Below are 12,530 nucleotides of genomic sequence, written 5' to 3'. Positions count from 1 at the left end.
CTGGGGCACATCGACGACAGACCGCACGCCGGGCATAGCCACGGGCCGCTCACCCTGAGGAGGGATAGGCAGCCCGCCGGTTGAATCGACCCTTTCATCCCCGCAACGCCGGTGGGCGAAACGCCACTTCGTACCGAAAGCGCGGTTTCCTCACTGAAACCATCGGCCTGATCCTCGCTTTGACCGTCACCGCTGCGAGCCAGTCCGAGAACGCCCGTTCGAGTTCGTTGGTAGCCGAACTTCGCAGGGCACTGGAGGTGGCCTATGGCGAACTTCTCGTCCCGAGAGGGTGTTCTACGAATCTTTGTCGGATTTCAGCTTGAGTTGGCTTCCGGGGTGCCCGGTGTCGGCTTGGTGAGGGCGAATTGGCCCGGCTCGGGTTCGGTGAGGATGCCGCGGGTCACCAGGCGTTTCAGCTTCGCGCGGGTGCTTTCGGTGCGCTTCGGCTCGGTGCCGAGGCGGAGCGCCTGGCAGACGTCCTTGGCGCGGAGTCCGTCCTCGGCCTTCTCGATGGCGGCCAGAATCTCGCGGTATCCGGGCGGCAGCGGCTCCGGCGGCTGAATGCCGTTCTCGGCGGCCAGCTCCGCCAGGGTCTCGCGGGTGATCTCCAGACGTTTCAAGGTGCCTTCGGCAGCGGCGAGTTGTTCGGTGAGCCGCGCGATCTGCTCACGCAGCTGTTCGGCCGTCTCACGGACGAGCAGCTGCCGGGCCTCGACCTCGTCCAGGCGTTCCCTCATCAACGCTCCTGTGGGTCGAGGGTGCTTCGTGCCAGGTCGGTAAGTCGCGCCAGGTCAGGGTGGTCGCGTCGGCGATGAGTACCTCGGGTGTTTGCGGGGCGGGGAAGTGCCGGCCTCGGTCGTACTCCCGCCAGCGCGTGATCACATGGGACAGTTTCGCCAGGTCCTGGATCGCGTTGTCCCCAGGGAAGTTCGCCACCGGCGTCGGGACCCCCGACGGTGTCGTCGATGATTAACATGCCGTCCGGGGAGCCGAGTTGCTCGGCGGCGTAGGCCTGGAGGTCGTCGCGGGGGACGGCCGGAGCCTGGGTGAACGGCCGTTTGATGCGTGGACAGCCGATGTCCGGCGGCCGGTCGGGAGTGCTCCCGACCGGCCGCCGGAGGGACGGTCAGAGGGGCAGGCCCTGCCAGTCGCTGAAGGTGGTGGCCGTCGTGCCCGTGCGGTAGTAGACGCGGCCGTCCGTACCGATGGCGAACACGTGGAGGACACCGCCGCCGTCGACGATCGCGGCCGGGTAGTCGAGGACGGTGCCGCCGAGGTCCTGCCAGCCGCCGTAACCGGAGCTGGGGGCGGTCTGGGCGGTGGTGCTCACGCCGCCGCCCCGGTTGCGCTCGAACAGGACGACCCGTCCGCCGAGGGTGGCCGCCGCCGGCTCGCCCACTCCCGCATGGCCGCCGAGGTTGGCCTGGGACTGGCTCCACGGCCCGCCGGGCTGGGTCTGGTAGCTGACCAGCATCGCGCCGGTGCCGGCCTCGCGGTAGGCGAGTTCGATGCGGCCGTCCTGGTCGAGCACGGCCTTGGGCGGGCTGGCAGGCTGGGCGCCCGGGACCGGGCCGGGGCCGGCGATGGCGCCGTTCGGAGCGGTCTGCCACCAGTTGATGATCCCGGTGCGGGTGCTGGCGAACACCTCGATCCTCCCGACGCCGTTGCGGATCGCGGTGACCGGGTCCTGGAGATCGGTGCCGCCCAGGTCCGCCCACGTGCCCGTCCACACGCCGTTCGGGGCGGTCTGCCAGGTGCTGCTGAGGCCGCCCCCGCCGTTCTTGATGAAGATCATCATCCGCCCGTCCTGGCCGTTGGCCACCACCGGCACGCCGACCTGGCCCTCGTTGCCGAGTCCGGTGTTGGGGTTGCCGTGGTCGACCCACGTGTTCCACCACCACCAGTTGGGCGTGCCCTGCGGCAGGGAGATGATGTGATGGTCGGTCAGGCGGCGGGCGAAGACCTCCATCCGACCGTCGGCGTTGGTGCCGACCACGATGCCCGGTGCCAGCCGCCCGCCCGGGTCGGCCATCCGCACCGGACCTCCCCAACTGCCGTCCGTCTGACGCCAGTACGTGTAGAGGGCGCCGGCCCGGACGACGAAGACCTGCGGCCGGCCGTCCTGGTTGAGCCCGACCCATGAGGTGCCCCGCGACCAGCGGTAGTACATCCGGGAGAACCAGGAGTTGGAGTAGTTCCCCGAATGGTCGTGGCTGGCGTACTCGGAGACGAACACGCCCTTGGCGCCGACCGTCGCCGGGTCGAGGTTCACCGGGGAGTCGCTTATGTTGTAGTCCCGGTAGTTCACCTGGATCAGCGTGCCGCCGTACAGGCTGGCCGCCTCGCCGGCGAACGTCGCGGCGGCGACGTGGTCCGAGTGGTCGCCCGAGTAGCGGCTGTCCGGGAGCTCGTCCTGGGCCCGGAGTATGGTCGGCCGGTACGTCACCATCACCTGCCGCAGCACCTCGACGACGTCCGCGGCCGTGTAGGTCGACGGCCCGGACAGCGGGCTGCCGGTCGGGACGACCGTGGTGTCGGTGCCGCCGGCCAGGACGTCGCCGAGCCCGGCGTCGTGCAGGTTGAGGAATATCAGGTGCACCGGCCGGCCCTTGAGGACGTACCGTTCGACCTGCTTGCCCGCAACCGTCCACGCCTCGGCCGTCCAGTGCCCGACCTCGTCGGTCGTCGGGTCGGTGTCGCCGACCCCGGTCATCCGGGAGTAGGCGTTGATGGCGCCCATCTGCCGGTTCCAGGTGCGCAGCGGCTCGCCGGCGGTGTCCCGGCAGGCCGTGGCGCACGGGTCACCGGTCACGTTCCCCGCGGTGACGAACACCGTGACGGACGGCGTGCCGTTGGCGAGCGCGTTGGACAGGTCCGGGTTCATGAACAGGATGTCGTCGTCCTCGTGCGCGACGACCTGCATGACCAGCGGCCCGGAGCCGGCGGCCGGGGCCGTACCCACGGCCGCGGCCGCGCGGGTCGCGGTCCCCTTGGCCAGAACGGGCGCGGCGAGGGCGGTGAGCGCGACGGAGGTGAGAAGTCGCCGTCGTCCGATTGCCATGTGATTCCCCCCGATTCGAGATCGGCATGTGATCATGCCAGGAGGAGGTTATCGCATTATCTAACAGGCAATGCTCCGGCCAATATCTCGCAAATCTGGTGACAAGAAGGCAAATTGATGTGTGATCAAGCCAATTTGTCCGCTTCCTGCTCATCGAGCCCATGAGTACCGTCCGGCGCGGCCGTGGCGCCACCGCACCGGCCCGAGCGGGCCGTGCTCGGCGAGGAGTTCCAGGGAGGTCGCGATGACCGGCACCGAGTCTTTCGTAGTCGCGCCGGCGATTCGCACGAGTGAATGCCCTGAGGGCCACCAGGCCTTCACGGCCGAGCGTCCGGCAGGGGCGTCACCAATCCGTGTCGGGTGCCTGAAGTCCGCGGGCGGATGCCGCCCACTGTCGTCGGATTCGACGCCGCGGGTGGATGTCCCGGCGTTCGTGGCGCGATGCCCGCGCGTATCCGTTTTCTGCGCCTCCCCCGCACTTCGTCTCTGCCCTGTCCAGCCGCGACCCGAGGACCCTGGAGACTCCGGCCATGCGTCGGACCTTCGGCACGCCCCCACAGACGCACACGGCCACGACGCGCTACCGACACCACCGACCTGGCCCGGCCGAATGGCGGAGGTCAATGACCACGTTGAGCCCGGCGCAGGGCCGCGCGGTGGGCGGAGGGGGTGGTGGCATAGCTGGCCTGGAAGGCTTGGCGCATGGTCTCGGTGGAGCCGAAGCCGCAGCGGCGGGCGACGGCGGCCAGCGGGAGGGCGGTGGACTCCAGCAGGCGGGCGGCGGCCTCACCGCGGGCGGTGCGGACGAAACGGGCCGGAGATTCGCCGAGTTGGGCGAGGAAGAGCCGGGAGAGGTGGCGTTCGCTGACTCCGGCCCGGGCGGCGAGGGCGGCGGTGCTGAGGTCGGTGTCGAGGTTGCCGGTGATGTGCAGGACGATCTGCCGCAGGATCCGGTGCTCGGGCGGCGAGTCCTTGACGTAGACGGACAACTGCGCCTGGTTCCCGGGGCGCTGCATGTAGGTGACCAGCCAGCGGGCCACCGTTCGAGCCAGGTCGGGGCCGTGGTCGGCCTCCACGAGGGCGAGGGTGAGATCGAGGGCGCTGGTCACGCCGGCGGAGGTGCAGACGTCGCCGTCGATGACGTAGAGCGGACGGGGGTCCACGATGACCGCCGGGTGCCGGTGGGCCAGCTCGTGGGCGTAGGCCCAGTGGGTGGTCACCCGGCGCCCGTCCAGCAGGCCCGCCGCGGCGAGGACGGTGGAACCCGTGCACACCGAGCCCACCCGACGACTGCGGGCCGCCAACCGCCGTACGTGGGCGATGAGTTCGGGATCACCGGCGGCCTTGGTGTGGCCGAAGCCGCCGGACACCAGCAGGGTGTCCAGCGGGCCCCGGACGCATTCGAGGGCGGCCTGGCTCGTCACGGAGAGTCCGCTCGACGCGCGCACGGGCAGACCACGCAGGGAGGCCACGCTCACGTCGTACAGGGGCTCGGCGGCGAGCCGGTTGGCGGCCTCCAGGGTGTCGGTGACACAGGCGATGTCGAGCAGCTCCACCTGGTCGTAGCCGATGATCACCACGCGGCGGGCAGTCGTCGTCACGGTAGCCACCCTACCCGAGCGGGACCGACGGCCAGGGATCACAGGATTCGGGACATCGCACCGGGGCTCCGGTTGTCACCGCCCGAGCCGGGCGCGATGGTGGTGCGGTGGCCCGGCAGGGCCGCGTGATCCCAGCTCAGACAGCAAGGAGCCGACCCGTGTTCCAGAAGACCGCCGCCGAGACCGGACAGCGGGTCAGGACCGTCGCCTTCGCCGTCTGTCCGGGCATCACCCTGCTGGACCCGGTCGGTCCGCCGGAGGTCCGCGCCGCGATGTGCGAGCTCGTACCCGGCTTCCGGACGGTGGTGCCAAGGGAGCGGATCGAGCCGATGGGTACCGACATCCCGCCGTCCGTGCTCCCCGGCCGCACCCTCGACGAGGTGCCGGGTCCGGACGCGCTGCCGGTGCCCGGCGGCCTGCCCGGCGGCGCACTCCACGAGTACCGACATGCCGCATGACCAGCACGGATGATCGATCGGCACCCACAGAACCCCCGGCCGCCTTCCACTACCGGCAGGCGCACGCGCTCTTCGAGCGGCTGGGGATGCCGGACGCCGAGTCCATCCCGGCGGACGCTACCCGCCACTGACCACCGCTCGCCGGTTCGTTGAGACGCCGTTAATCAAACACTTATTCGCTGGTGACAGGCTCGCCCCACCCGCTCAGGACACCGCTTGAACCCTTGAAGGCCCCTTTGAACCGCCAGGCCCGTCAAGCCTCCAAGCCCCACTTCTTAGGCACTCGCGCTCAGTCGGAGTCCGCTGCCTAGAGGGGGTACGTCCGAGGATCACGTCACCTCACCGCCCGGGCACGCCGCGCCGCGACACCAGCGCTGCCCTCACCTCGCTCCGCCCGCACGGCGCTTGACCCGCGCCACACCAGCCTCGGCCGTGGCCGCTGCGGCTCGACGGTGGCTCCGGGTCATGCGTGACCCACCTGGAGTCATTGCCATGAGCAACCTGACACGTCTCGCGCACACCGCACCGTCCACCCTCTACGGCCGGGAATCCGAACTGACACTGCTGGAGCGGGCGCTGGCGAGAGCCCGCTCCGGGCAAGCCGCCGTCGTCCTGGTGGAGGGCGCCCCGGGCGCCGGCAAGAGCCGGTTGCTGGCGGAGGCCGCCCGGCGGGCTGCCGGGCACGGCCTGGTCGAGCTGCACGGCCCCGGTCGCGTGGCCGCGTCCTGGGCCACCGGACCGTGGAACCCGCACACGTCCCTCCTCGACGACGTGCAGGCGCTGCTCGCCGACGCGCGGCACGGCCGGGCGCCCGGTCTGGTCGTCCTCGACGACCTGCCGTCGGCGGAGCTGGCCCCGGGGTCACGGCTCGAGTCCCTGCTGCTGCGCCATGCGGCGCGGCCGTTGCTGTGGGTACTCGCCCGGCGGGCGGGCGACACCGGGGCGGCGCTGCCCGGCGCCGAGCCCCTGGACGTGACGCGGATCGCCCTCGGCCCGCTGCGCGGGAGCGAGGTGGCCCGGCTGCTCGCCGACCGGTGCGGCGGCACGCCGGGCGCGGAGCTGCTGAACCTGGCGGCGGGCGCCAGCGGCAACCCCCGCATGCTCACCGAACTGGTCCGGGGCCTCGTCGAAGAGGGCAGGGTCCGTGCCGAGTCCGGCACCGTACAACTGGTGTCGCGGGAACTCCCCCAGCGCGTCCACGACCTGGCGCGGCACGAGCTCCTCGCGGTCGGCCCGGAGGCCCAGCACGCTCTGCGCGCCTCGGCCGTGCTGGGAGGGGCGTTCACCCCGGAGGAGGCGGTCCGGATGACCGGGCAGTCCCCGGTGGACGTCTGCCGGGCCTTCCACGAGGCGCTCGACGCCGGACTCGTGGAGGTGCACGACGAGACCAGCCTGACCTTCCGTCACGAGCTGGTGCGCCGCGCGCTGAAGGAGACCGTGCCCGCCCCGCTCCTGCGGATGATGCACCTCGAGGCGGGCCGGATGTACCTGGCCGACCCGGAGGACGGCACACCGCTCCCGGGCGACGCCGTGCCGCCGCCGCTGCCGCTGACGGCGGCGCTGGCCCGGGACGCGGTCGGGCCGGGCCGGCGGCCGCCGTTCCCGCTGTCGGCCACGTTGGACCGGGCGGCCCAGCTCTCCCTGCTCTGCAACCTGGTCAGCCCCGACCGGGCCCGGGCGCTGCGCCGCGCCGAGGCCGTGGTGGCCAACCGCGTCCGCAAGGACCCCACGGTCACCGCCACCGCCCTCGTCAGTCTCGCCGCCGCCGCGTGGCACGAGGGCCGTGTCGAGGACGCGCTCGCCCTCGACCGGGACGCGGTGCGAACGATCGGCGACGGCAGTGCCGAGCTGTGGGACGTACAGCCACTGTTGTCGCTGGCCTACAAGCTGGCCTGCCTGCGACAGGTGGCGGAGGCCGAGGAGCTGATCACCCGGGCCACGGACCACATCGAGCGGACGGGATTACTCGCCTACACCGCCGTACCCTTGATTCTACGCGCGTATCTGCTGCTCCAGTCGGGCCGCCCGGCCGAGGCCGCCGCCGCGGCCCGGGACGGTCTTGCGGAGGCTCGGCAGATCGACAACCCGGTGTTCACCCCGCTCGCCCACAGCGTCCTCGCCCTCGTCTCGCTGCGCGGCGGCAGGACCGCCGTCGCCACCGAGCGGGTCCGCCACTACCAGACCCAACTCGCCGAGCAGGTCATCTCGTTCCCCACCACCCACTACCGCTGGGTGGCGCTGCTCGCCGCGGTCCACGAGGGACGGCCCGTCCGTGAACTTCTCGCCGGGGAGTACGCCGACTTCCTCACCGAGCCCGTCTGCTTCCAGGAGGAACCCGGCGCCGCCGCCTGGCTGGTGCGGACGGCACTCGCCGCCGGGGACCGGTGGCAGGCCGCGCGGATCGTCCGCGCCGCCGGGGCGCTCGCCGCGTCGCAGCCCTGCACCAGCCCCGTCCGCGTCGCGGCCGACCACGCCCGGGCGCTGTACACGAGGGACACCACGGCCCTCGAGTGGGCGGCCCGCGACCACCTCGACCCCTGGTCCGCCGCCACCGCCCACGAGGACCTCGCCCTCCTCCACCGTGAGGCCGGAGAATGCGCGGCCGCCGCCCGGGCCGAGGCGGAAGCCCGGCGCCTTCTCCCGGCCCTGACGCCCCGCCGGCCCGAGCCCGCGCCCGAACCCTCCGTGCCGGAGTCCGCCCAGGGGTCCGCTGCCGAATCCGCCCGGGAGTCCACCGCGGAGCCCGACGCGGCAGCCGGCGCGGAGTCCGGTGGCTGGGCGTCGCTCACCGACAGCGAACGCGCCATCGCCGAGCTGACGGCACTCGGCATGACCAACCGGGAGATCGGCGAGAAGCTGTTCCGCTCGCCGCACACCGTCAACTACTACCTGCGCCGCATCTTCCGCAAGGTCGGGGTCCGTTCCCGGGTGGAGCTCGCGGGCGCCGCCCGATCCCGGGCCGCGGCAGCGCATAACCACGCGAGAACCGGCCCTGCCTAGCGTCCCTTCCGTCAGATCCCGTCAGGAGGAAGGGGATCGCCGGACAGACCAGGAGACCTCGCGATGAACGAGAAGCCGATCACGGTGCTGGCCATCAGCGGTTCCGAACACCCGGACGGCACCACGGCGGACGTACTCGAGCACGCCGCGAAGATCCTCGCGGACTGCGGCGCGCTCCTGGACGTGGTCCATCTCGGACAGCTGCGAGTGAGTCCGTGCGGGCCGTGCGGCGACTGCAACGTGCGGCCGCGGCCGTGCGAGGTCGACGACGACGTCTCCGCAATCGTGGACCGGATGATCGCCGCCGACGGCATCGTCTACGCCACCCCGGTGCACGGATTCGGCACGGCCGCCCTGATGCAGGCGTTCATCGAGCGGGCCGGTGTGGGGCACCTGCGCTTCACCCGGCCGCTGGCCAACAAGGTGGCCGGGGCCATCGTCACCGGCCGCCGCTACAGCCACACCGAGGTGTACTCGCACCTGGTCAAGAACGCACTGCTCAACCGGATGATCCTGGTCGGCAGCGGCATGCCGCCGATCGTCTACAGCGGGGAGACCGGGGACGGCGAGGGCCTCGACATGGTCCGCTCCATGCTCCACCGCATGGTCGACATGATCGGGGTGCTGCGCGAGCATCGCACCCTCACCGGCCGGGACGCCCTCACCCCGCAGACCCGCAACGAACGCCAGCGGGTGGGGGCCTGACCACGTGACTCCCCTCCCCGATCCGCACGGCCTCCGGCCGGTCACAGTGAAAGGACGCAGACAGTTGGACACGCAAGAGGCCCGGGCGGCGCTGGGCGAGTTCCAGGACTTCAACGAACGCTACTACGCCGGTGAGGTCACCGAGGCGGAGTGGCAGCGCTGGAACGCCGACCGGCTCACCACCGTCCTGCGCCACGTCACCGAGAACTCCCCCTTCTACGGCCGCCACTTCGCCGGCATCGACATCGAGACGGTCACCCCGGACGACATGTCCGTGCTGCCCTTCACCACCAAGGCCGACCTCCGCCGCGAGCTGCACGACATGCTCAGCGGCGACATGCGCGACGCCCTGATCTACTACGAGACCACCGGCACCACGGGACCGGCCACCCCGTGCCCGCGCGGCCCCAAGGACATCGCCTGCAGCAACGTCCACCTGGAGAAGTCGCTGCGCAACCTGTTCAGCCACTACTTCGGCGACCGGAAGCCGGTCATCGGCCTGATGGGCCCCTCCGAGCTCTACTCCTTCGGCGACACCTTCGGTGACGTCGTCACCCGCATCGGGGCCTGCCACGCCAAGATCTGGCCCGAGTCGCAGCGCGTCGGCTACCGCAAGGCGCTCGAGCTCATGCAGGACCTGGAGATCGACGTCATCATGTGTTCCCCCGCCGCCTGCGCCAACCTCGCCAAGGCGGCCGTGCACAACGGCTTCGACCCGCGCAAGGACTTCAAGGTCAAGCTGTTCCTGGTGCTCGGCGAGATCTGCACCCCGGAGTTCGCCGCCAACGTCAAGTCCATCTGGGGCGCCGACGCGCTGCCCACCCTGTACGGCACTCAGGAGCTGATGGTCGCCGCGACCGGCTGCTCGCGCGGCCGGATGCACCTGTCCCGCCCCAACTACCTGGTGGAGGTGGTCGATCCGGACACCGGGGAGAGCCTCGGCCAGCATGGCACCGGCGAGCTGGTGCTCACCATGCTCGTCGACGACATCAAGCCGCTGGTCCGCTACCGCACCAACGACCTCGCCACGGTAGGCCCCAACACCTGCGACTGCGGGCTGCCGGGCCCCGAGATCCAGGTGATCGGCCGGGTGCCGGACCGCATCGCGCTCGGCGGGGGCAGGTACCGGCCCGCGGAGATCGAGGCCGCGCTCCTCGACGGCGTCGGCGGCTGCCTCGGCTACCAGGTCGTCATCGGGCAGAACGCCGAGGGCGAGGACGAGGTCACCGTCCACCTCGAGCTCCTCGAGGAGATCAGCGGCTCCGTCGACGAGGTCGCCGCGGGCATGGTGCGGCGCATCCGTGAGCGGCTCGGCGTCCCCGCCAAGGTCGTCGTCGACCCCGACCTCGACCCCATCACCCAGACCGGCGCCTACGTCAGCTGGAAGGCCGCCCGGGTCAAGGACACCCGGGTCGCGCACGACCCGGACGTGGAGACCGCCAAGCGCGTCGCACAGCGCTACGTCCACACGAGCTGACCGACCCAGACCGGCGGCGGGGCCGGGGCGGAGCAGCCAGCTGGCTACTCCGCCCCGGCCCCGCCGGTTTCCCGAAATTCAATACACCCGGATTTCCCACGGAGGTGTGCCCCTTATGCCCGCACGGACCCGGATCGCCGTGTCCACTCACCGGTCCCCCGCCCGCGCCGTCGACCCGGTGGCTGCCTGGCAGCGGCTGGCCGAGGAGTTCGGCCCCGAGGCCGCGTTCCTCCTCGAGTCGCGCGGCGGACCGGCCGCCGACTGCCGCTACGCCATGCTCGGGTTCCGTCCGCTGCTCACCCTCACCGTACGGGACGGCGCCGTGCGCATCGACGGCGAAGCCGCCGTCGCCGCCACCGCCCGCGCCGCGGCGGAGCCGTTCCTTTGCCCCGGCCCCGACGGCACTCAACTCCTCGCCGGGGACGAGCTGTTGTGGGACCTCCTGCGTGCCGTGCAGGACCGGTTCGACGCGGCCGAGCAGTTCGGCTTCCTCTCCTTCTTCGGCTACGACACCGTCCGCTACATCGAGAAGCTCCCCCGTCTGATACCCGACGGCCCGGACGACGCCGGCGTCCCCGATCTCTGCCTGGTGCTGCACCAGGGGCGGATCAGGACCGATCTGACCACCGGCGAGAGCGAGTTGTTCCTGCACCACTCCGACGCCTGGCCCGGCCTCGACGCCGCGCGGATCCACCAGTTGCTGCCCCCGCCGGTGGCCGACGAGGACACCCCGCTTCCCGAGGCGCCCGGCTTCGTCTGCCAGGACGACACCGCACGTGAGGAGTTCCTCTCCCGGGTCGACACCTGTCTCGAACACATCGCGGCCGGCGACATCTACCAGATCCAGATCGGCCACGAGCTGGCCCTCACCAGTGATGCGGCGCCGCTGGACGTCTACCGGCGGCTGCGCGCCGCCAACCCCTCCCCTTACACCTATCTCGCCCCGGTCGCCGGGCAGTTGCTCATCGGCGCCAGCCCCGAGCTCTTCGCCCGTGTCGAGGACGGCGACCTGGTGATGCGGCCCATCGCCGGCACGCTGCCGCGCCGGCCAGGCAGCGGACAGGACGACGCGACCGCGGCCGCCGGGCTGCGCGCCGACCCCAAGGAGATCGCCGAGCACATCATGCTGGTGGACCTCTGCCGCAACGACATCGGCCGGGTCTGCGACCGCGACACCCTCGCCGAGCGCGAGATGTTCAGCGTCGAGCGGTACTCCCACGTCCTCCACCTCGTCTCGACCGTGGCCGGCCGGGTGACCGGCGCCGACGCGTACGACGTGGTCCGCGCGCTCTTCCCGTCCGGCACCATGACCGGCGCCCCCAAGCTGCGCGCCATGGAAATCATCGAGGCCCTCGAGTCCAGCCGACGCGGCTGGTACGCGGGGGCACTCGGCCTCATCGACTTCGACGGCACCGTCAACCTCGCCCTGTGCATCCGCACCCTGATCCACGCCGACGGCCGCTACCGCACCCGCGCCTCCGCGGGCATCGTCGCCGACTCCGTGCCCGACCGGGAGTGGCGCGAGACCCTCGCCAAGCTGAGCGCCGCCTACTGGGCCGTCACCGGAAAGGAACTCCTGTCGTGAAAACCCTGGTCGTCGACGCCTACGACAGCTTCGTCCACATCATCCGGCAGTACCTGCTCACCCTGGACGCCCATCCGGTCGTGGTGCGCTCCGGTGAGCTCGACCACGCTGCCGTCGAGGAGATGGCCCCCGACCTGCTGGTGCTCGGCCCCGGGCCGGGTCATCCGGTGGACTCCGGGCATGTGGAGCTCATCGCGCGCTTCGCCGGCCGCATCCCGATCCTCGGCGTCTGCCTCGGCCACCAGGCGCTCGGCCTGGCCTACGGCGCCGAGATCCGCCGGGCGCCCCGTCCGATGCACGGCAAGACCAGTGCGGTCGAGCACGACGGCGCGGGCATGTTCGACGGGGTGCCGCAGCGGCTCCGGGTCACCCGCTACCACTCGCTCGTCGTCGCCGAGGAGACCGTGCCGGAGTGCCTCGAGGTCACCGCCCGGTCGGCCGACGACGGCTGCGTCATGGGATTGCGCCACCGTCAGCTGCCGCTGGAGTCGGTGCAGTTCCACCCGGAGAGCGTCTGCACCGAAGAGGGTCTCGCGCTCTTCGGCAACTTCGTGCGACAGCACGGGCGGGCGCCCCGGCCCGTCGGCTGACGCCCGGCCCGCGCAACGGGCCCGGTGGCGCAGAGAGTTCCTCTCCGCCACCG

Annotated in this window: 10 protein-coding genes; 7 read left to right on the top strand and 3 right to left on the bottom strand. The window is 71.6% G+C overall.

All coding sequences use genetic code 11. From position 1 onward, the window contains the following. Positions 1-314 precede the first annotated feature (314 nt). From ACSMTC_RS33820 to ACSMTC_RS33810, 3 genes are all read right to left on the bottom strand, one after another. Positions 315-737 (bottom strand): hypothetical protein, encoded by a 423-nt coding sequence (locus tag ACSMTC_RS33820; RefSeq protein ID WP_436563559.1) that lies wholly within the window; start codon positions 735-737, stop codon positions 315-317. A 389-nt stretch (positions 738-1,126) separates the two neighbouring features. Continuing rightward, on the bottom strand, positions 1,127-3,061 hold the full coding sequence (locus ACSMTC_RS33815; RefSeq protein ID WP_436563558.1) for a DUF8189 domain-containing protein: 1,935 nt from the start codon (positions 3,059-3,061) through the stop codon (positions 1,127-1,129). Positions 3,062-3,681: 620 nt separating this feature from the next. Further along, positions 3,682-4,662, bottom strand: a complete 981-nt coding sequence (locus ACSMTC_RS33810; RefSeq protein ID WP_436563557.1) for a GlxA family transcriptional regulator — start codon at positions 4,660-4,662, stop codon at positions 3,682-3,684. Between the two features lie 158 nt (positions 4,663-4,820). Between ACSMTC_RS33810 and ACSMTC_RS33805 the strand changes: the two genes are divergently transcribed. From ACSMTC_RS33805 to ACSMTC_RS33775, 7 genes are all read left to right on the top strand, one after another. Further along, positions 4,821-5,120: a type 1 glutamine amidotransferase family protein gene (locus ACSMTC_RS33805; protein WP_436563556.1), complete on the top strand. Its 300-nt coding sequence runs from the start codon at positions 4,821-4,823 to the stop codon at positions 5,118-5,120. Further along, positions 5,117-5,251 carry a hypothetical protein gene (locus ACSMTC_RS33800; RefSeq protein WP_436563555.1) on the top strand — a complete coding sequence of 45 codons (135 nt, stop codon included), beginning with the start codon at positions 5,117-5,119 and terminating at the stop codon, positions 5,249-5,251. Before ACSMTC_RS33805 ends, ACSMTC_RS33800 begins: the two co-directional genes overlap by 4 nt. 361 nt (positions 5,252-5,612) lie before the next feature. Continuing rightward, positions 5,613-8,120 (top strand): LuxR C-terminal-related transcriptional regulator, encoded by a 2,508-nt coding sequence (locus ACSMTC_RS33795; RefSeq protein ID WP_436563554.1) that lies wholly within the window; start codon positions 5,613-5,615, stop codon positions 8,118-8,120. Positions 8,121-8,183: 63 nt separating this feature from the next. After that, complete coding sequence (locus tag ACSMTC_RS33790; RefSeq protein WP_436563553.1) at positions 8,184-8,825, top strand: flavodoxin family protein; 642 nt, start codon at positions 8,184-8,186, stop codon at positions 8,823-8,825. Between the two features lie 64 nt (positions 8,826-8,889). After that, positions 8,890-10,302: a phenylacetate--CoA ligase family protein gene (locus tag ACSMTC_RS33785; protein WP_436563552.1), complete on the top strand. Its 1,413-nt coding sequence runs from the start codon at positions 8,890-8,892 to the stop codon at positions 10,300-10,302. Between the two features lie 115 nt (positions 10,303-10,417). Continuing rightward, positions 10,418-11,887, top strand: coding sequence for an anthranilate synthase component I family protein (locus ACSMTC_RS33780; protein WP_436563551.1), 1,470 nt, complete (start codon positions 10,418-10,420; stop codon positions 11,885-11,887). Then, on the top strand, positions 11,884-12,477 hold the full coding sequence (locus ACSMTC_RS33775) for an anthranilate synthase component II (protein ID WP_436563550.1): 594 nt from the start codon (positions 11,884-11,886) through the stop codon (positions 12,475-12,477). Before ACSMTC_RS33780 ends, ACSMTC_RS33775 begins: the two co-directional genes overlap by 4 nt. Positions 12,478-12,530: the final 53 nt, after the last annotated feature.

It is taken from the genome of Kitasatospora sp. HPM-01-4 (assembly GCF_051374625.1).
Classification (GTDB): domain Bacteria; phylum Actinomycetota; class Actinomycetes; order Streptomycetales; family Streptomycetaceae; genus Kitasatospora.
Note: the sequence above shows the minus strand (reverse complement) of the source record. Positions and strands in the feature narration are given on the sequence as shown.